The 19,443-nt window shown below is 69.2% G+C and carries 15 protein-coding genes; 3 read left to right on the top strand and 12 right to left on the bottom strand.

What is annotated here, in order from left to right; all coding sequences use genetic code 11:
* The first annotated feature begins 66 nt into the window (after positions 1 to 66).
* Entirely contained in the window at positions 67 to 819 is a 753-nt protein-coding gene (locus QNM97_RS09995; RefSeq protein WP_283822585.1) for a PIG-L family deacetylase, read from the top strand.
* A gap of 31 nt (positions 820 to 850) precedes the next feature.
* Here QNM97_RS09995 and recD read toward each other — a convergent pair whose 3' ends face one another.
* Genes recD through QNM97_RS09975 form a run of 4 tightly spaced genes read right to left on the bottom strand, consistent with a single transcriptional unit; the run spans position 851 to position 10,319 of the window.
* Positions 851 to 2,869 carry an exodeoxyribonuclease V subunit alpha gene (recD, locus tag QNM97_RS09990; protein ID WP_283822584.1) on the bottom strand — a complete coding sequence of 673 codons (2,019 nt, stop codon included), beginning with the start codon at positions 2,867 to 2,869 and terminating at the stop codon, positions 851 to 853.
* Positions 2,866 to 6,375, bottom strand: coding sequence for a UvrD-helicase domain-containing protein (locus QNM97_RS09985; RefSeq protein ID WP_283822583.1), 3,510 nt, complete (start codon positions 6,373 to 6,375; stop codon positions 2,866 to 2,868). Before QNM97_RS09985 ends, recD begins: the two co-directional genes overlap by 4 nt.
* The gene (recC, locus tag QNM97_RS09980; protein ID WP_283822582.1) at positions 6,372 to 9,821 is read right to left on the bottom strand and encodes an exodeoxyribonuclease V subunit gamma; all 3,450 of its coding nucleotides are present in this window, start codon (positions 9,819 to 9,821) and stop codon (positions 6,372 to 6,374) included. The genes QNM97_RS09985 and recC overlap by 4 nt, the downstream gene beginning before the upstream one ends.
* A gap of 15 nt (positions 9,822 to 9,836) precedes the next feature.
* Complete coding sequence (locus QNM97_RS09975) at positions 9,837 to 10,319, bottom strand: acyl-CoA thioesterase (protein ID WP_208791388.1); 483 nt, start codon at positions 10,317 to 10,319, stop codon at positions 9,837 to 9,839.
* A 175-nt stretch (positions 10,320 to 10,494) separates the two neighbouring features.
* On the opposite strand from QNM97_RS09975, the gene QNM97_RS09970 reads away from it, so the two are divergent.
* Both QNM97_RS09970 and QNM97_RS09965 read left to right on the top strand, forming a co-directional pair.
* A complete protein-coding gene (locus QNM97_RS09970; protein ID WP_283823157.1) occupies positions 10,495 to 11,070 on the top strand; it encodes a GNAT family N-acetyltransferase in 576 nt (191 codons plus the stop codon).
* A 200-nt stretch (positions 11,071 to 11,270) separates the two neighbouring features.
* Positions 11,271 to 12,767: an NAD(P)/FAD-dependent oxidoreductase gene (locus QNM97_RS09965; protein WP_283822581.1), complete on the top strand. Its 1,497-nt coding sequence runs from the start codon at positions 11,271 to 11,273 to the stop codon at positions 12,765 to 12,767.
* A gap of 218 nt (positions 12,768 to 12,985) precedes the next feature.
* Here the strand turns inward: QNM97_RS09965 and QNM97_RS09960 are convergent, their stop codons facing one another.
* From QNM97_RS09960 to QNM97_RS09925, 8 genes are all read right to left on the bottom strand, one after another.
* On the bottom strand, positions 12,986 to 13,696 hold the full coding sequence (locus QNM97_RS09960; protein ID WP_283822580.1) for an urease accessory protein UreD: 711 nt from the start codon (positions 13,694 to 13,696) through the stop codon (positions 12,986 to 12,988).
* A complete protein-coding gene (gene ureG / locus QNM97_RS09955; protein WP_283822579.1) occupies positions 13,697 to 14,401 on the bottom strand; it encodes an urease accessory protein UreG in 705 nt (234 codons plus the stop codon). It lies immediately after the preceding gene.
* Positions 14,402 to 14,485: 84 nt separating this feature from the next.
* On the bottom strand, positions 14,486 to 15,106 hold the full coding sequence (locus QNM97_RS09950) for an urease accessory protein UreF (protein ID WP_283823156.1): 621 nt from the start codon (positions 15,104 to 15,106) through the stop codon (positions 14,486 to 14,488).
* A gap of 45 nt (positions 15,107 to 15,151) precedes the next feature.
* On the bottom strand, positions 15,152 to 16,870 hold the full coding sequence (locus tag QNM97_RS09945; protein ID WP_283822578.1) for an urease subunit alpha: 1,719 nt from the start codon (positions 16,868 to 16,870) through the stop codon (positions 15,152 to 15,154).
* Between the two features lies 1 nt (position 16,871).
* A complete protein-coding gene (locus QNM97_RS09940) occupies positions 16,872 to 17,201 on the bottom strand; it encodes an urease subunit beta (RefSeq protein ID WP_283822577.1) in 330 nt (109 codons plus the stop codon).
* A gap of 17 nt (positions 17,202 to 17,218) precedes the next feature.
* Complete coding sequence (locus tag QNM97_RS09935) at positions 17,219 to 17,521, bottom strand: urease subunit gamma (RefSeq protein WP_123932178.1); 303 nt, start codon at positions 17,519 to 17,521, stop codon at positions 17,219 to 17,221.
* A 143-nt stretch (positions 17,522 to 17,664) separates the two neighbouring features.
* Positions 17,665 to 18,921: a DUF6986 family protein gene (locus QNM97_RS09930; RefSeq protein WP_283822576.1), complete on the bottom strand. Its 1,257-nt coding sequence runs from the start codon at positions 18,919 to 18,921 to the stop codon at positions 17,665 to 17,667.
* Positions 18,918 to 19,352 carry a PaaI family thioesterase gene (locus QNM97_RS09925; protein WP_208791396.1) on the bottom strand — a complete coding sequence of 145 codons (435 nt, stop codon included), beginning with the start codon at positions 19,350 to 19,352 and terminating at the stop codon, positions 18,918 to 18,920. Before QNM97_RS09925 ends, QNM97_RS09930 begins: the two co-directional genes overlap by 4 nt.
* Positions 19,353 to 19,443 lie beyond the last annotated feature (91 nt).

Below are 19,443 nucleotides of genomic sequence, written 5' to 3'. Positions count from 1 at the left end.
CTGAACAGGGTCTCGCACGATCGAGGGGCGCCTGGTCGCCCGGCACCGAGGAGGTGACGACGGTAGATGACGGTTCCCCGGATGATGCTCGTGCACGCCCACCCCGACGACGAATCCCTGTGGACCGGCGGAACGATCGCCCGTCACGTCGAATTGGGCGGCGACGTCTCGGTGGTGACCGCGACCTGGGCCACCGGTACCTCCCGGCACGGTGAACTCCGCAACGCACTGACCGAGCTCGGGGTGACACGCGAGCCGATCATGCTGGGATTCGCCGACGACGGGGTACCCGTGTCGGCACCCGGCGCAAAGAGATTCTGCGACGTCAGCTTCGACAAGCAGGTGCGGATGCTCGTCGGCCACATCCGCCGGCTGCGCCCGGAGATCCTGCTCACCTACGATCCGGTCGGCATCTACGGACATCGCGATCACGTTCACGCGCACCGACTGGCCCTCGCCGCCGCCGATGCCGCAGGCGCGTCCATGCTGCATCGGAGCACCGGGCCCGCCTGGCGCATCCGTTCGGTCTACATGGCCACCATCGCCGACTGGATGATCGAGGACGTCGTCGACGACTTCTTCCCGACGATCTCGCGGTACGCCCTGCCGGGCACGCCGCCGTCGGGCATCGACCTCGAACTCGACGTGTCGGCGTGGGTCAAGCAGAAGGCCGCGGCGGTCGCCTCCCATCGCTCGGAGGTGGAACGCAGCCAGATGATCTCGAGCCTGATGAATCTGCCGCGCGAACGGCGTGACCGCCTGTTCGGCACCGAGTGCTACATCCGCCGAGACCTCGTGCGCGGCGGCGTCGACCTGTGAGGAGTGTTCTGCCACCCCGTCGTCCGCGCAGTCACTGACCCGCCGGGGAGGAGCGCAGTCCGCTCGCGCGGTGCACGCGACGACCGACCGCCGCCCGTAACGTCTCCGGGGTTCCGACGATCCGCACCCGCGACTTGGCGCGGGTGATGGCGGTGTAGAGGAGTTCGCGGGTGAGCAGCGGCGAATCGGGTGGTGGCAGAACGACGGTGACCGCATCGAACTGGCTGCCCTGGCTGCGGTGGATGGTCATCGCGTAGGCCCACATCGTCTCGGCCAGCCGCGCCGGCGGGACGAACATCGGATCACTGAACTCGCTACGCCGGAAGGCAACGGTCAGCGACGGATCGCCGGCCTCGGCGATCACCACACCGCAGTCGCCGTTGAACACCCGGTTCTGCCGATCGTTGGCGGTGACCAGGATCGGCATCCCGGGTTGTGGCACCGCGAGATCGGTCGTCACGGGCGGATGGCCGGGGATCTCCGCGCACCACTCGACGATCTGACGCGTCCACCCCTGCACGCCCCACCGACCCACACGGTGTGCACACAGCACGCGGTGTGAATCGAGCACCTGCAACGCGGTCGGCGCATCGCCGGCACGGGCCGCCGACCACAGATCGGTGACCCAGGCGACGACGTCGCGGTGGATCGCGGGATCGTCGGGCTCGACGAGTGAGATGTCGGCCAGCTCGCCGGAGCCGATGAGCTCGAGCACGCGATCGCCGTCACCGTCGTTGACCGCCGCGGCGACCGTGGCGATGCCGTCGCGGTTGCGGAAATTGCGGGTCAGTTCGACGATCCCATCGGCCAACCGCGGACGTTCGGATGCGGTGATCCGCGACTGATCGGCCAGTGCCATGATCTCGGCATCGAGTGCGCTGTCGTGGTCTGCGTCGCTGGAAGGTGTTGCGCCGCTGGGAGGTATTGCGCCGCTGGGTGGCCGCTCGACGAGGTCGGCGAGCACCGCCCCGGCCTCCACCGACGCGAGCTGATGGGGATCGCCCACCAGGATCAGGCGCGCATCGGGGCGTACCGCCTCGAGGAGGTGACTCATCGCGGTCACCGACAGCATCGAGGTCTCGTCCACGACCACCACGTCGTGCGGCAAGCGATTGCCACGCCCATAGCGCGGACGCGAACCGGGCCGCCAGCCCAGCAGTCCGTGGACGGTCACCGCGTGTACCGGTGGGCCGCCTGCCGGTTCACCCACCGCGGCCGAACCGAGCCCGCGGCTCATCCCGTCGAGCGAGGCCTGCAGCTGGGCGACCGCGCGGCCCGTGGGAGCACACACCGCGATGTGCAGGCGTGACGGGGCGAGCCGATCGAGGACGGCGAGGATGCGCGCAACCGTGTAGGTCTTGCCGGTACCCGGACCGCCGGTGAGCACCGAGGTCCACCGCGAGGCGGCGAGCGCAGCGGCCAGCCGCTGACGTGGTGCGAGGCCTGCGCCCTCGCCGAAGACCTCGTCGAGAGCACGGGCGACCCGCTCGGCCGAGACGTCGAGAACCGACGCGGCCCGTTCGGCGAGGACGGTGCGGATCACCTGCTCCTGCTGAAAGTACTTGCGCAAGTATATCAATGGCCCGTCGGCGGTGTCGGCGACGACCAACGGACGCAGGGGGCCGCCCGAGGCGCCGACGACCAGCGGACTCGAGCGCAACCCGCCGACGAGTTCGTCGGCCGACGGCAGCGCCGGCATCGCCGCCGGGCCGTCCGACCCGACGGCACCACCCACTGCGGGCGCGGAGTCGTGCCCTACCCCCGCGGCGATGGCGGACAGGTCGCGCACGGCCAGACAGGTCGAGCCCAGTCGCACCGCGCGCACGGCCAGCGCTGCGGCGAACTCGGCGATCTCCGATACCGGCTCACCGCACATACGCACCAGTCGGTTCGCGACGTGCACGTCGGCGGCGTCGAGGATACCGGCGGCGTTGGCATCGCCGAGTAGCCCGCGGGCGCCGCGCACCCGCCTGCCGTCATCGACGCGGTCACCGGGGCCGGCGGGATCGTCGGCCGGGACCGCCGTGCCCGGTGGCGTGGGATGGGTCATCGCGGCACTCCCGCCAGCAGGTCCGAGAGCGCCGTGATCAGCTCCGGCGGTACCGACCACTCGAACACCCCGCAACCCGGAGGCGTCGACGGCCCGGCCATCCCCCGCACGAAGTGGTACTGCACCGGCCCGAGATGCGACGCGGCCGCGTACCCGGGCAACCTCCACCGCAGATAGCGATGCAGCGCAACCGAATACAGCAACGCCTGCAACGGATAGTGGGAGCGGGTCATCTCCGCGGCCATCGCCTCGGCCGAGAAGTCCTCGACCATCAACGCCCCTGGGTGCAGGCGATTGGTCTTGTAGTCCACCACGACGAAGCGTCCGTCGGGGATTCGCAGCACCGAATCGATGCTGCCGGTGAGGAACCCACGCAGACGTTGAGTGGGCAGCGACGCCAGGATCGGCACATACGGTCGCAGGAGATCGTCCTCCGGCAGCAGGTCGTCCATCAGATCGGCGATGGCGGCCAGTGGTGCGCCCGCGCCGAGGGTGTCATCGCCGGCCACCTCGGGCGGCCCGAGCGGCATCTCGAAATCCAGCTCGGCCAACCGGTCTCGTGGTCCGACACTCCAGAGGTCACCGAAACCCAGCGGCGTGGTGAGAACCTTGTCGAGGGCCGAGGTCAGCGCGTCGGCGTCCACCGGCAAGCCGTAGCGAGATGCCGACCGCTCGCACAGTTCCCGCACATGTGCGCGCCGGTCGGGTGCCGAGGTGTCGACGTATTCGAGGGTTTCGTGCACGAGGATGCCGAAGGCCGCACCGAACGGCATCCCGTTCATCGGTGAGGGTGTTCCGGCCCGATCGTCGGCGACGGCGATCGGCAGTGCCTCCTCGACGACCCCGACGGGCTCGTCGTCCACGGCCTGCGCCTCGGGTTCTGGTTCACTGCCCCGGTCACCCGGACCGAGGGAGGCGTGTCCGGCGGCGGCGATGATCGCCGAATACGACGTGCGCCGCCACCCGCTGTCGATCCGGCCGCCGAACACCGCCGCGGAGAGTTCCTCCGGTGACCGCTCGGACGTGTCGGACACCCATCGCCCGGGATCGAGGCCGCCGGCGGATTCGACGCTGATGGTGTCGGTACCCGCACCGAGCTGGACGAGCCGGGCCTCGCACTCGTCGGGATCGGGCACCCGCACCGACTCGGCGACGGTGGTACCCGGCTCCATGTAGCCGGGTGGGTGGCCGAAGATCAGACGATGCAGCGCCGAATCGCTCGTGCCGCGCGAGGGTGCCCACCAGGCGACCACCTGCGAGCCGGCACGGGTCAGCGCCACATACAGCTTGCGCAGGTCCTCCCCCGCGTCCTCGGCGACACTGCGGCGCAGACGTTCGGGACGCCCCGTGGTGTCCTGACCGCCGACGTCGAGGTGCCGCTCGCCGTTGTCGTCGTGGTACCGGAACGTCTTCGGCGAGGAGTTGCGGGCGCCGTCCCAGCCGAAGGGGACGTACACGATCGGGAATTGCAGGCCCTTGCTGGCATGCACCGTCATGATCTGTACGACCTGGGTATCGCGGTCGAGTCGCCGGGTCTGCTCATCCGAACGCCGCCACAGCGATTCGTCGGCGATGCGGTCGGCCAGCCACTCCGAGAGACTCGACAGTCCGCAATCCTCCTCCACCACATGGCGATTGCACACCGTCGACACCTGCAACAGATCGGTGAGCATCCGCTCACCGTCGGCGCCGGCGAGTACACGACCGGCCACGCCGTGGTCGGCGAGTATCCGCTGCGCCATCGCAGCGAACCCCCCGTCGTCGAAAGTCCGTGCCAGATCCGCCAACCCGGCCGCCAGCTCGGTCAGTGCGGCGTCGTCGGCGCCGGCCAACCGGTCGGGGTCCCAGCCGATGAGCGGGGTCAGTGCAGCCAGCGCCACCCGGTCGTTACGCGAGGGTGACTCGATAGCCCGGAGCACCCACAACCAGTGCCGCGCACTCATGGTGGCGAACACGCTCGTGCCGGTCCCCACCACCGACCCGATACCGTGGGCGCCCAGCGCGTTCTGCAGCGGCTCGATGGTGCGGTTGGCCGACACCAGTATGGCGATGTCACCCGGGTGCACCGCACGGATTCCGGAGTCGGTGCTCAGGTGGGTGCCCGACGCGAGCAGCGATGCGACATCGGCTGCGACATCGGCGATGACGGCCGCGCGGACATCGTTGACCGAGGCGAATGCGCTGTTGCGCATGAGAACCGGGAAATCGTCGTGGCGAAACCAGCGCACGCGCAACGACGGCACCGGCTTCTGGGCGTCTGGGGTCTGGGTGTCTGGGGTCTGGGTGTCTGGGGTTTGGGCGTCTGGGCCGGTCGCCGCCGAGATGAGCCGGCTGCCCGGCCGACGGGCGTTCACCTGGTGCACAGTGATCTGGTCGTTGCCGAGATTGGCGCCGCCATAGATCCGGAACAGCGCCTCGACGAGGTTCTCGTCCGAACGCCAGTTGGTGTCCAGGGCCAGGCGCTGCCCCGCCACCCGCACCGCGTCGAGATAACTGAGGATCTCCGCGCCACGGAAGGCATAGATCGACTGTTTGGGGTCGCCGACGAGCACCAGACGCCGCTGACCGTGAAAGCACCGGCGCAGGATCTCCCATTGGAGCGGGTCGGTGTCCTGGAACTCGTCGACGAGGATCAGCTCGAAGGTGTCGCGGATACGCGCGCACGCGTCGGCGCCGATCTTCTCGTCGATCACGATGCGGTACAAGATCATCTGCAGATCGTCGTAGGTCCGCAGCCGGGACTCTCGTTTGCGGCGCTCGACGATCTCGCGTACGCGATGACAGAAGTTGACGCGTCGGGTCGCGGCACGGTCGGCCCGCGGTGCGCCCTCGGCGTCGGCGACACCGGCCGGGACGAGGTCGACGGCCGGATTGCGCACGGCCTCCTTGGCGATGGTCACCGCGTCGTCGAAGGTGAACACGGGATCGTCGGGGTCGCGACCGAAACCGCGCAGATACAGATCCAGGGCGGTCTCCTCGACGAGATCATCGACGTCCTCCACGATCTCGTAGACAAATTCGCGCTCACCGAGGAACCCGAGCGCCTCGAGCATGCGGTTGCAGAAGGTGTGGGTGGTGGCGATGGTCGACGCGTCGAAGTCCGACAGGGCACGGGCGAGCCGATCACGTCGTAACGCGATCGTCTCGGCGTCGCCGGCGAGGACCAGCGTCAGCAGTTCGTCCGGTTCGCCGCCGGGCGTCGGCGAGGAATCGGGGTCGGGCGCGTCGTCTCGGGCGTCGATCGCGCTGAGCAGACCGGCGAGGCGGTCGCGCATCCGCTCGCGGAGTTCGGCGGTCGCCGATCGGCTGAAGGTGACGAGCAACAGCTTGTCGATCGGCAGGCCCTCGGCGATGTGGCGGGCCGCGATGCCGACGATCGCATAGGTCTTACCGGTTCCCGCGCTGGCCTCGAGCACGGTGGTGTGCTCGGCCAGGGGCTCGTCGAGGCGGAAGGAACGCGGGGCGTCGAGTCGTCCGTGGGCGACACCTGCTGCGGGGAAGGTCATCTGATCACCTCGTGCTTGACGACGGGTCCCCACAGCCGGCGGGAGAGCGTGGTGAAGACCGGCTCACCCGGCGTCAGCCCGATCTGCGCCCACGATGCGGTGTCGGCGGCGCACACCGAGGTCAACGTGTCGAAGTCGACGGACGCGGTGACATCGCCTCCGTAGACGAAACGCAGATAGGGGTCGGTATGTGCACCGAACTTGCCGGCGAACGTGGTGGCCGCCGCATTCAACGCGATTATCTCCGAGCTCCCGCTCGCGCGTTTGATGCCATAGGCGGCACCGGGATCCAGCGGCAACGGCAACACGGTCCGCAGACCGAGCCGACGGATCCCGACGAGCTCGGCGAGCAGCGCGAGCGGATCGTCGGGGCCGGCCAGGCGGACCACCGAGATCCCGGGTGCCTTGCGATCGGCCCGACCGATCATCGTCGTCGAGTCGATCAGGGGACCGCCGACCACGCCGCAGCGTTGCGCAGCGGCGAGCGCGACGAGCCGAATCCAGGCCGAAAGCCGGTGTTTGGCACGAACTTTCGAGTAGGTCGCGGCAACGATGCCGGTGCCGAACACGTCGCCGACACTGCCGTGGACCCGGGTACCGTCCGGGAGATCGAGCACGAAGTCGCGGGTCGCGGCATCCCCGTGGCGCAGACCGACGGCCGCGTCGTACACCGCACCCACCTGACGGGAGATGCGGATCAGTTCGCGTCGCCCGAATTCGGCGGGCGGCAGGGTGCCACGACGCACCTCGGCCATCTGGCAGTCCCGGAGATCGGCGCCGGCGAGCATACGGGCCAGCAGCCGGTCACCGATCGCCCACTCCTCGAGACCGGCGACCCTGACCTCGAGGCGGTCGGAATCGTCGTGCTCCTCATCAGGCATCCGGGCACCGAGACGCTGTCGCACGAAACCCTCGATGGGATTGGCGAAAAATGAGACGAGCGAGGTCAATTCGACGTCGGAATCGGTGTCGGGGGCAGGGGTCCCGAGGTGGGCGCCGGCGATGGGCCGCACCGGCTGTTTCGTGCCCCGCAGGGCACGGGCACCGGCGAGCAGTCCCCGATCGAAACTGAACGGACCCTGCACACCACCGACGCCACCCGGCTCGAAGTTGCGGGCATCGAAGCCGTGCAGGGTGTGCCGGCGGATCACCTCGGCGGCCCGGATACCGCAGAGGGTGGCAACCGTGTCGGCGAGTTCGCTGACGACCACCGCAGGCGGCACCCGACTGCCCGAGACGGGGTCGGCGCCGGTGTAGAAGACCAGGAAGTGTTCCTGCGCGGCGGTCAGCGCGTCGAGGAACAACTGGCGATCCTCGGCGCGGGGGTTGCGTTCACCGACCAGCGGAACCCGACCCAGGATGTCGTCGCCGTCGACGCGCAACGCCCTCGGGAAGGCCTCGGCGTCGACGCCGAGCAGCACGATGACCCGGTGCGGTACCGATCGCATCGGCACCAGCGTGCACACCGTCAATTCACCCGTGCGGAAGTTGGCCCGCGTCGGGCGCCCGGCGATCATCATCGCGACCAGATCGCGCACATCGGAGAGCCGCAGCAGACGCTCACCCTTCGGCGGGTCCTCGGTATCACATGCGAGTGCCTCGGTATCACATGCGAGTGCCTCGGTGATGGATCGGTGCGCCTGCGCCGTCTGCCATTCGTCACCGGGCGCGGTCTCGGTCAACTCGTCGACGACCGCGATCAGACTCTCGGCCCAGTCCGCCGCCGACGCGGACCCCGACAGGCGCACCACGAGCGCGCCCAGGCGGTCGACGAATTCGATCAGCCGCCCCACCAGGTCGATCTGGGTGCTCTCCACTCCCTCCAGCGGCAGTGCGGCACCGAGCCATTCACCGTCGTCCTCCTCGGCGACGACGCCGAGCGCCACGCGGTCGAGCCCGGCGGAGAAGGTCCCCTGACCGAAACCCGAGAGGCCGAACCGCTTTCGTTGCGTCTCATCGATTCCCCACCGGATTCCGCTGCGCGAGAGCCATTCCCGCACCCAGTCCAGGTCGTCGTCGGACATCGCGAAGCGACGGCTCACCGGTTCGCGCGTCAACAGGTCGATGACCTGCCCCGCGGTGATCCGGCCGACTGCCAGTTCGACGACGGTGGCGACCACGTCGAGGACCGGATTGAGGTGACGCAGACCGCGATCGGCGAGGCGGACCCGCAACGCGGCGGCCGGGTGGTCGAGTCCGCTCTGGCCAAAGGCTCCGCGGATCAACGGCGCGAACGTCTCGACGTCCGGGCACATCACGATCACGTCGCGCGGTTGCAGGGTCGGGTCGGCGTCGAACAGATGCAGCAGCCGGTCCCGCAAGGCCTCGACCTGCCGATCGGGACCATGGCAGGCGTGGATCTCGATCGAGTCGTCCGCCGTACATGTGCCACGGTCCGCGCGGGGATCGGAATCGTCGCGGATACCGGCCTGCACGGTCTGCAGCACCGTCGCCGGGGGGTGGTCGCCCGCCCGATGATGCACCTCGGTGTCGAGGTGCCCGGCGATGGACAGCTGTAATTCCTGCACATCGTGGGACAGCCCGGCCAGCAACGGATTTCGCAAGGACGGTGAACGCCACGACGCACGTCGGGCATCGGCGGGTGCCGCCGTCGTGGCCACCGCACGCCACAGCGCGGGACCGGGGTGCGGCACGAACAGGTGCACATCGCGGTGGTCACCGAGCGCCGAGGCCACCTGCCGGAACGTCTCGGTGATGCGGGTCGGCCCGAACACCGACACCCGCGGCGGGAGGTCCACGGCGCCGGGGTCGGCGCGCACGGCCTCGCACAGTGCATCGAGCCGCTCCACCGGGTGTGCGGCCCCGATGCGTTCGCGGACGGCGCGCCAGAACCGGGGCTGCCACGCCATGTCGTCGGGCAGAGCCGCACCGGCGCCGTTGCGCTGCCCACCGGCGGCCCAGTCGGCGAGCATGCCCGGCCGCTGGCGGGCGTAGCGCTCGAAGAGGTCGGCGATGTGGCGCGCAGTGGCGTACCGGCGACCCAGTCGGGCACCGTCCGGGCCGTCCCCTTCGGTGGTGTTCGTGCCGGCGCCGGCGGCCGCTGCAGTGGATACGGACCCGATGTGCCGGGCCAGCATCGCCATCTGCGGGTCGTCGACGAGGTCGTCGAGAACCGCGAGCACCGGCCAGACCAGCGCATCGGCGCGCCAGGCCGTCGCGGTCTGCGCGTCGGTGTCGAAGGCGTCGATCACGGCGTCGGTCAGCTCGCCCGGTGAGCAGAAGCCGATGTTGGCGGCGATTCCGTCACCGAGCTCGGTCGACGATCCCAACCGGACCGCCAGCCGCTGCGACAACCACCGTTCGATTCCTCGCGCGGGCACGGCCACGACCTCGCTCGCCATCGGGTCGGGCAGACCGGTGGCCAGGACGTCGGCGAGCGCGTCGGCCAGGACGTCGGTGCGCTCGGCGCGGTGTAATCGCAGCATGTCGCCTCGCTCCGGTCAGTCTCTCGGCCGCAGCTCCGGGAGTTGCGCCCGGTGGGACTCGAGGATCTCCCGGGCCGACGGCGGGATCGGGGTCGGCCGACCGGTCGCCGGGTCGATGACGACCATGGTGGTACGGGCGAGGGCACACAGGGTGCCGTCGGCGGCCGACAGCGTGGCGCCGATCGTGTAGGAACTCGTGCCCAGACGCGTGATCGCCAACCGCATGACGACCGGATCGAGGGTGTAGTCCAGGGTCGCCCGGAACTCCACGTCCTGACGCACCACCAGGATCGGTAGTCGTTCGGACCCGCCCGGGAACCATCGGGAGAACGCGCGCACCCGGCCTTCCTCGAACAGCCGCGCGAATTGCACGTTGTTGATGTGGGCGTTGATATCCATGTCGCCCCAACGCAATTGGAGCTCGACCTCCGCGGGCGCGTGCGGCGGCGGCACCTCGGCGTCGGGTGTCGGTGTCGTCGGCTGGGTGTCGGAGTCCACGAGGGGGAGCCTAGCGCCACGCACCGACGGTCACGCTCGGCGACCCGCGCCGGGACACGCCCACAAATGGCGGCATGTGTCCGGCGTTGTCCGTACACTCATCTCCCGAGTGGGCCGAGCCGGACGTTGCAGGAGTATCCCGGCGCATGCGGACATGAGGGGCATTGGGGGCCGGGTGATCGTGCAGACGTCGCGGATGTTGTTGCGGCCGGTCGAGCGCTGCGACGTCGACGATCTCGTGCGCCTCGACAGCGACCCGCACGTGATGCACTTCGTCAGTGGCGGCGTCGCCACACCCCGCAGTCTCGTCGAGGAGTGGGTCGTGCCCCGCGCGCAGACCGAATTGCGCACCGGCCGCGGCGGCCTGTGGACGGTGATCGATCGTCGTTACGGGGTATTCCTGGGCTGGGTGTCGTTACGGACGCCAAGGCACTCCAGCCGCCCGGAGCTGGAACTGACCTATCGGTTGCGGCGCGAGTACTGGGGCCGGGGCTTGGCCACCGAGGCCGCGCGGATCGTCACCGACCTCGCGTTCACCGACCTCGACGCGCAGCGGGTGTTCGCCAGCGCCACCTCCACGCACGCGGCCTCGCGTCGTGTCATGGAGAAACTGGGCATGCGGATCTGCGGCATTCACGTCGGCGACGAGAACGCGCCGGGCGGATTCGGCGAGGTCGAATACGACCTGCTCCGTGAGGACTGGCAACGACGTCACGCGGGTTGGGGCGCCTCGACCGATCTGACCGCCTGATTCGGCGTTCACCGCGACGAGGACCATAATGTCCTGACATGGATGCCTCACCGCGAACGATCGGGCGGCGAGGACTACGGTGAAGAGGCGTGCGGCGTGACCGCGTCCGCACCCAGACCGTATCCACGGCCCGACACAATCGAGCATGCATGCCCACCAGCGGGTATGTCGACCACGATCGATGAGGAGACGTTCTTCCGATGAGCAGCCCCACCCCGACTTCGGCACGCCCTCACGTCGTCATCATCGGCTCCGGCTTCGGTGGTCTCTTCGCCGCCCAACGGCTCGCCAAGGCCGATGTGGACGTCACGCTCATCGGCAAGACCACCCACCACCTGTTCCAGCCGATGCTCTACCAGGTGGCCACCGGCATCGTCGCCGAGGGCGAGATCGCCCCGGCCACCCGCGTGGTACTGCGCAAGCAGCGCAACGTCACCGTGCTGATGGGCGATGTGTTCCAGATCGACCTGACCGCCAAGACGGTGACCTCCCGGTTGCTCGAGCGCATCACGGTGACGCCCTACGACAAGCTCATCATCGCCGCGGGCGCCGACCAGTCGTACTTCGGTAACGACCATTTCGCCGAGTACGCGCCGGGTATGAAGACCATCGACCACGCCCTCGAGTTGCGCGGGCGCATCCTCGGCGCCTTCGAGCAGGCTGAGCTGTCCGACGACCCGGCCGAGCGCGCGAAGCTGTTGACCTTCGTCGTCGTCGGGGCCGGCCCCACCGGGGTCGAGTTGGCCGGTCAGATCGCGGAGATGAGTGACAAGACCCTCAAGGGGGCCTTCCGCAACATCGATCCCACCGAGGCCCGGGTGATCCTGCTCGACGCGGCTCCCGCGGTGTTGCCGCCGTTCGGCGAGAAGCTCGGTCGCAAGGCGGCCGCGCGCCTGGAGAAGATGGGTGTGGAGATCCAGCTCGGTGCGATGGTCGTCGACCTCGACTACGACGGCCTCGTGGTCAAGGAGAAGGACGGCAGCACCCGACGGATCGAATCGCAGTGCAAGGTGTGGTCGGCGGGTGTGCAGGCCAGTCCGCTCGGCAAGCAGCTCGCCGAGCAGTCGGGTGTCGAACTCGACCGGGCGGGGCGCGTGAAGGTGCTGCCCGATCTGACCATCCCCGATCACCCCGAGGTCTTCGTCGTCGGCGACATGATGGCCGTCGACGGCGTGCCGGGCGTGGCGCAGGGCGCGATCCAGGGCGGGCGCTACGCCGCCGATGCGATCAAGGCCGAGCAGAAGGGTCAGACGCCGGATCAGCGCAAGCCGTTCAGCTACTACGACAAGGGGTCGATGGCCACCATCTCGCGTTTCAGCGCGGTGATGCAGGTGCCGATCCCGGGTACCAAGAAGAAGTTCGAGACCGAGGGATACTTCGCCTGGCTCGGCTGGCTCGCGCTGCACCTGGTGTACCTCGTCGGTTTCCGCAACCGATTGAACACGCTGATCAACTGGTTCTTCGCGTTCAGCACGCGCGGTCGCTCGCAGCTCGCGGTGACCGAACAGCAGGTGTACGCGCGCACGGCCATCGGCGCGCTGTCGGCGCTGGAGAACAAGTCGGTGCCCGAGGTGGAGGCCGAGGCGGCCGGTGCCGACGACAGCGCGGCGGCGACCGAATCCGCGAACAAGCCCACCAGCGACGCCGACGCCACCACGACCGAGGCCGACAAGGCCTCCGCGGCCGAGGCCAGCTAGGGCCAGCTAGGGCGTGTCTCCCAATTCCTCTGCGATGGATTTGCGAGGTCGATGGTTTCCTGGCAAGGCGGAGGAGGCGCCGTCCTGAGGTGCGAGGCACGAGCCTCGAAGGGGAGCGACAGCGGAGCTATCGTGACCGACGACAACGCCGCCAGGGTGCCATCGAGCCGCAAAGACACGCAAAGGGAATTGGGAGACATGCCCTAGAGGGCTGAGCCCTAGATCTGCGCGAGAGCTGCCACGTCGAGGGCGTCGCAGTGGCTGCGCGCCTGCGCCACCCCCCGCCCCAGCGCGGTGGTGAGCGATGCATCGCCGACGAGGGCGAGCCGGGCCGCGAAATGGTCGGCGTCGACGTGGGCGGGGCTCGCGTCCGGATACCGGAACACGCTGGTGAGTGCGTTGAAACCCGCTGCAGCACAAGCCGATCCGGCCCCCAACTCGAGTCCATGACGCAGGATGGGACGCCGGTCGACGTCGACGTGGAGTCGTCCGCGCCATCGTCCGGCGTCGTCGCCGGGGTGGTCGACGGCCGACCGGCCGATCTGGATGTGCTCGTGCAGATCGATCGTCGCGTCGGCGTCGGCGTGCACCTCGATCACCGAATCGTGGTGGGCTCCCCCGGCCACCACGGTGGGCTGCGGGTCGAGCCGCAGACGGGCGCCCGCGCCGACCTCGATACGCCATCGCGAGGTCGACTCCACCCGATCCGCGGCGGGCAGGGCGATCATCGCGGCCACCGAACCGAGGTCGAGCGACGTCGCCTCCTCGAGATGCACGAGAACCTCGATGTGGTCGCCGCCCAGCGGGGTCGCCGCAGTCCCGATCAGGTGTGCCCGCGACGTCCCGGTCCGGCGAACGGCCAGCCCGCCGGTGGCACGCACACGCGGCGAGCGACCGGCCTCGACGACGATCTCGACCTCGGTGCGCATCTACCGTCCGGCCGCCCCGCCACCCACCGGCGCGTCGGCCGCGAGATGACCACGCACCCAGGCCAGCACATCGGTGGCAGCCGGATCGTCGGTGAGTGAGATCATCGCGGTCGGGCGGCCTTCCCGGACCTTGGCGGCGTCGCGACGCATCACCTCCAGATCGGCACCGACCTGCGGCGCGAGGTCGGTCTTGTTGATGACGAGCAGGTCCGACCAGGTCACCCCGGGCCCGCCCTTGCGGGGAACCTTGTCGCCGCCGGCGACGTCGATGACGAAGATCTGCACGTCGATCAGTCCGGTGGAGAAGGTGGCGGTGAGGTTGTCACCGCCGGACTCGACGAGGATCAGATCCAGCGGCGGATTGGCCGCGATCAGGTCGTCGATCGCGTCGAGGTTGGCGGTGATGTCGTCGCGAATCGCGGTGTGCGGGCAGCCACCGGTCTGCACGGCGGTGATCCGTTCGTCGGGCAGGACGGCGTTGCGGCGCAGGAAGTCGGCGTCCTCGGTGGTGTAGATGTCGTTGGTCAACACGGCGACCGACAGTTCGTCGCGCAGTTGGCGGCACAGGGCCGCGACGAGCGCGGTCTTGCCGGAGCCGACCGGGCCGCCGATGCCGACGCGCAGCGGTTCTCCGGGCTCGCGATGGCGACGGGGCCGGTCGTGGCCGTGATCGTGAGGTTCGCCGTCGATCAGGTGCGGGGGCATGGGTTCCTCTCGGGGGTCGGATCGTGGTCGGGCTTGATCGTGGTCGGGCTTGGTCGCGGTCGGGTCGGCTCGTGAGCCGTGCCGTCAACTCATGAACAGGGGCATGGGCCGGGTCTCGTGACGCTCGGCGAGGACGTCGAGAATCGGATCGGAAAGATCCGCGAGTCCGGTCGCGGCCTGCGCGGCCACCGCTTCGCACTCGGCACCGAGGTCGGCGATCATCACCGCGACATCGGCCGGGTCGAGGGCCAGGAGCCGCTGCCCGGCCGTCGCCGTGCCGCTCACCGTCGTGTAGACGCACACGAGCGCGGTCTGCATGCCCGACAGGCCCGATGCCGCGCCGACCGAGCCGCTGATGACCGGCAGATGCGTGCTCGGCAGGTGCGCCGAGAAATCGGTCGCCGGGAACATGCGGCGGGCCAGTCGAACCATGCCACGCCCCTGTGCGAGAGACGCTTTGCGCGCGGCGGACGACGGGGTGCGGGCATCGGTTTCGATCTGGGCGGCCGGAATGTCGAGGGTGCCCTCGGCCACCGCGGCGGCGATCGACGCCGCGACGAGGCCGCTGGTGGTGAGTCGTCGGTGCAGGAAGGCGGCGAGGTCGGCGACGCCGCGCACGAAGCCGTCGGTGATCGCCTGCTCGACACCACCGGAGTGGACGTGGCCGCCCACCGGCAGGCGCGAATCGGCCAGGGTCAGCATCATCGCCAACGACGACGTGGCGGGTGCAGCGGGATCGGTCACGGCGGCTCAGAACAGGAAATACCGTTGGGCCATCGGCAGTTCGGGCACCGGCTCGGCATCCCACACCGCCCCGTCGATGCGCACGGTGAAGGTGTCGGGGTCGACCTCGATGGTCGGCGTCGCGGCATTGCGCGGCATGTCGGCCTTACCGAGGGCGCGGGTGTTCTTCACCGGTACCAGCCGGCGACGGATGCCGATGCGATCGGCCAGATCCTTGTCGCAGCCCGGCGCGACGAAACTCAGCGAGGTGTCGGCGGCGGTCGGCGCCGCGGCACCGAACATGGGTCGGGGCAGGACCGGCTGCGGAGTCGGGATGGAGGCGTTGGCATCTCCCATCTGCGCCCAGGCGATCGCGCCACCCTTGATCACCAGGTCCGGCTTCACACCGAAGAACGCCGGATCCCACAGCACGAGGTCGGCGAGCTTGCCGATCTCGACCGAACCGATCTCGTCGTCGAAACCGTGGGCGACCGCCGGACAGATCGTGTACTTGGCGATGTAGCGCTGTGCGCGGTTGTTGTCGGCGCGGCTGTCACCCTCGAGCGCGCCACGCTTGCGCTTCATCACGTGCGCGGTCTGCCACGTCCGCAACACCACCTCGCCGATACGACCCATCGCTTGCGCGTCCGACCCGATCATCGAGATCGCGCCCAGGTCGTGCAGCAGATCCTCGGCAGCGATGGTCGACGGCCGGATGCGGCTCTCGGCGAACGCGAGATCCTCGGGCACGGTGGGATTGAGGTGATGGCAGACCATCAGCATGTCGAGGTGTTCGTCGAGGGTGTTGACGGTGTGCGGGCGGGTCGGGTTCGTCGAACTCGGCAGCACGTTGGCCGCCGCGGCGACGGTGATGATGTCGGGTGCGTGCCCGCCGCCTGCGCCCTCGGTGTGATAGGCGTGGATGCTGCGTCCGGCGATGGCGCCCAGGGTCGATTCGACGAAGCCGGCCTCGTTGAGGGTGTCGGAGTGCAGCGCCACCTGCACCCCGGTCTCGTCGGCCACGCGAAGGCAGGCGTCGATCGCGGCCGGCGTACTCCCCCAGTCCTCGTGGAGCTTGAATCCCGATGCGCCGGCGCGGATCTGCTCGCGCATGGCCTCGGCGCTGACGGTGTTGCCCTTGCCCAGCAGAGCGATGTTCATGGGCCAGTGATCGGTGGCGGCGAGCATCGATGCCAGATGCCACGCGCCGGGCGTGACGGTGGTGGCCTTGGAGCCCTCCGCGGGTCCGGTGCCGCCGCCGATCAGTGTGGTGATGCCGTTGCCGAGCGCCTCGTCCATGATCTGCGGGCAGATGAAGTGCACGTGGCAGTCGATACCGCCGGCCGTCAGGATCTTGCCGTTGCCCGCGATGATCTCCGTCGACGCCCCGATCACCAGGTCGGGATGTACCCCGTCCATCGTGTCGGGGTTTCCGGCCTTGCCCATGGCGATGATGCGGCCGTCGCGGATTCCGATGTCGGCCTTGATGATTCCCCAGTGGTCGAGCACGACGACGCCGGTGATGACGGTGTCGGGCGCGCCGTCGGCACGGGTGGCACGACTCTGCCCCATCGATTCCCGAATGACCTTGCCGCCACCGAACACCGCTTCGTCGCCGGCCAGACCCGGTCCGCCGCAACGGTCCTCGGTGACCTCGATGAGCAGGTCGGTATCGGCCAGACGGATCAGATCACCGGTGGTGGGGCCGAACAGTTGCGCGTAGCGGTCGCGTCCGAGGATCGCCATCTCAACCCACCTTTCCGGGCGCATCCAGCGAGATCCCGTGCACCTCACGGGTTCCGCCGAGCGGTACCAGTGTCACCGTCATCTCGATTCCCGGCTCGAAGCGCACCGCGGTGCCTGCGGGGATGTCCAGACGCCGCCCACGAGCCTGATCCCGGTCGACGTCCAGTGCCGGATTGGCCTGCGGGAAGTGGACGTGACTGCCGACCTGGACCGGCCGATCGCCCGTGTTGGTGACGGTCAGCGTGATCGCCGCGGCCCCCTCGTTGAGCTCGATGACGCCGTCGGCAGTGATCACCTCACCGGGCACGATCGTCGATTTCTGTTGCGCCACTGGATAACTCCCCTACCTCAGCCGATCGGGTGATGCACGGTGACCAACTTGGTGCCGTCCGGGAAGGTCGCCTCGACCTGCACGTCGTGCAGCATCTCCGGGATCCCGTCCATCACGTCGTCGCGGGTGAGCACCTCACGGCCGCTCGCCATGAGTTCGGCGACGGTGCGACCGTCTCGCGCGCCTTCGAGGACGTGATCGGTGATGACGGCGACCGCCTCCGGATAATTGAGCCTGAGTCCGCGGCCCTGCCTGCGGCGGGCCAGCTCGGCGGCGTAGGAGATGAGCAGACGCTCCTGCTCATGCGGCGACAGTCGCACCGATTCCGTCCTTCCCCGTGTCGGTACCTGTTGGAATTCGACGCCCTCGGGTCCGAATTCATCTCCGGGGCACCTGCGGTGCACTCCGGCTCCGTCATCCTGCCACTTCTCGGTGTGCTCGGCGCGGCGAGCGCACCGAGGCGTCAGCCGGAGGTCAGGGCACCGCCGCCGGCGGACAATTCGTCGAGCCGCGCCGGTGTGCACAAGGGCGCCACTGCGCACACCTCGTCGACGGTGAAGGCCGCGGCGGCCAGACCACGGCGGATCACCAGTGCCAGTGACATCGCGGTCGCCGGCTCGTCGACCACATCACCGGAGCGTCGCTCGAAATAGGCCTGCAGTCGGCTCGCCGCGGTCGGCATCGCCGACCGGTAGAAGCCGACAACCGCCAGCCATCGGGTGACGAGATGGCCCGGATGCATGTCCCAGCCCTGGTAGAAGCCGCGTTCCAGCGACCGCGTGACCAGCCGGTGATGGCGACGCAGTGCCGCGTCGATCTGCTCGGCATCCCCGGTGGGCATCACCTGGGTGGATCCGTCACTGATCCACACCCCGGTCTGCGCGGCGGCCACCTGCATGACGGCCTTGGCGTGGTCGGCGACGGGATGCTCGAGTGACTGCTGCGCCGAGACGATCCCGCAGGCCGCGCTGTAGTCGTAGGTGCCGTAGTGCAGCCCCCAGATGCGCGGGCCGCCACGATGGATGGCCTGCGCCAAGGTGGCGCGCCCGTCGGGGCCGAGCACGGCCTGCGGGATCTCGATCTGCAGTTCCACCCGCACGGTGGCCTCGGTCAGTCCGTGCGCGCGCTCGAACTCCTCGCAGAGGACCGTGATCGCGTCGACCTGCCGGACGTCGCGCAGTTTGGGCACGGTGACGACGAAGCCCGAGGGCACTCCCCCCGCCCCATCGAGGACGAGTTCGAGGGTCCGGATGCCGCGGGCCCGCTCGTACGCACCGAGTCCCTTGGCCCGCACACCCGCCGACCGAGGGGCGTGCGGACGATCGGCGACCCAGCGGGCCAGGGTCTGCCCGGTGCGTCGGGCGTCGGCGTCCTCGCGCTCGTCACCACGCCAGCCGTAGCCGTCCTCGAGGTCGATGCGCAGGTCCTCGATCGGGTTGGCGGCCAACCGGGTACGCACGATCTCGCGCACCTCCTCACCGGCGAGTTCGGCCACCGCCGACGCGTTCGACTCCAGCTCGAGCGCGGCGGTTCCCCACCGTCGGGGGGTGTCGGCGTCGACGTCGGCGGCACTGACGTAGACCGTGTGCACGGGCTGTGGTTCTGCGCGATCCCCGGGGAACCACCGACCGAGATCGGCGTCGACCGGTGACAGCAGCTCCTCGATCCGCGCTCGGGCGGCGTCGGTGATGCCGCGCTCGTGGGCCATGCCGTCGGTCATCGTGGCAACGAGCCTTCGGGGACCTCGATGTTCTGCAGCCGAACCTGGCTGCGGCTGACCATCCGATCCTGGTCATCGAAGATCTCGACCGCCCACAACTGCTGACGCCGCCCCCGGTGAATGGGACTGGTGCGTGCGGTGATGGTGCCCGTGCTGATCGAACGGAGGAAATCGGTGTTGTTGTTCACGCCGACCGCGGTACCACCGATACCGGTCTCCTGCAGCCAGAAGAAACCGCTCATACTGGCCGCGCTCTCGGCCACGGCGCAATAGACGCCGCCGTGCACGATCCCGAACGGCTGATGATGTTTGGGGCCGAGTTCGAGAGTCGCGACCAACCCGTCGATCGTCACCGACTCGATCACCGTGCCCAACTCGCTGTCGAGCCCGCGCCACTCGGTCGACTTCACGTACTCCTCGTTGCTCGTCATGAGGACAAGAGTGTCATGTCGGATGCAATAGGGGTGAGTCGAAAACACCCCCGAGGAACCGGTAGGCCCCACATCTCGTTGGAGATGTGGG

Source organism: Gordonia sp. L191 (assembly GCF_030077625.1).
Taxonomy (GTDB): domain Bacteria; phylum Actinomycetota; class Actinomycetes; order Mycobacteriales; family Mycobacteriaceae; genus Gordonia; species Gordonia polyisoprenivorans_A.
Note: the sequence above shows the minus strand (reverse complement) of the source record. Positions and strands in the feature narration are given on the sequence as shown.

Excerpts from the sequence above, each read along its gene's own strand:
- QNM97_RS09965 (WP_283822581.1), top strand. The coding sequence starts at position 11,271 with ATGAGCAGCCCCACCCCGACTTCGGCACGCCCTCACGTCGTCATCATC.
- QNM97_RS09995 (WP_283822585.1), top strand. The coding sequence starts at position 67 with ATGACGGTTCCCCGGATGATGCTCGTGCACGCCCACCCCGACGACGAA.
- QNM97_RS09985 (WP_283822583.1), bottom strand. The coding sequence starts at position 6,375 with ATGACCTTCCCCGCAGCAGGTGTCGCCCACGGACGACTCGACGCCCCG.
- QNM97_RS09950 (WP_283823156.1), bottom strand. The coding sequence starts at position 15,106 with ATGATGCTGACCCTGGCCGATTCGCGCCTGCCGGTGGGCGGCCACGTC.
- QNM97_RS09960 (WP_283822580.1), bottom strand. The coding sequence starts at position 13,696 with ATGCGCACCGAGGTCGAGATCGTCGTCGAGGCCGGTCGCTCGCCGCGT.
- recC (WP_283822582.1), bottom strand. The coding sequence starts at position 9,821 with ATGCTGCGATTACACCGCGCCGAGCGCACCGACGTCCTGGCCGACGCG.
- ureG (WP_283822579.1), bottom strand. The coding sequence starts at position 14,401 with ATGCCCCCGCACCTGATCGACGGCGAACCTCACGATCACGGCCACGAC.
- QNM97_RS09945 (WP_283822578.1), bottom strand. The coding sequence starts at position 16,870 with ATGGCGATCCTCGGACGCGACCGCTACGCGCAACTGTTCGGCCCCACC.
- recD (WP_283822584.1), bottom strand. The coding sequence starts at position 2,869 with ATGACCCATCCCACGCCACCGGGCACGGCGGTCCCGGCCGACGATCCC.
- QNM97_RS09930 (WP_283822576.1), bottom strand. The coding sequence starts at position 18,921 with ATGACCGACGGCATGGCCCACGAGCGCGGCATCACCGACGCCGCCCGA.
- QNM97_RS09925 (WP_208791396.1), bottom strand. The coding sequence starts at position 19,352 with ATGACGAGCAACGAGGAGTACGTGAAGTCGACCGAGTGGCGCGGGCTC.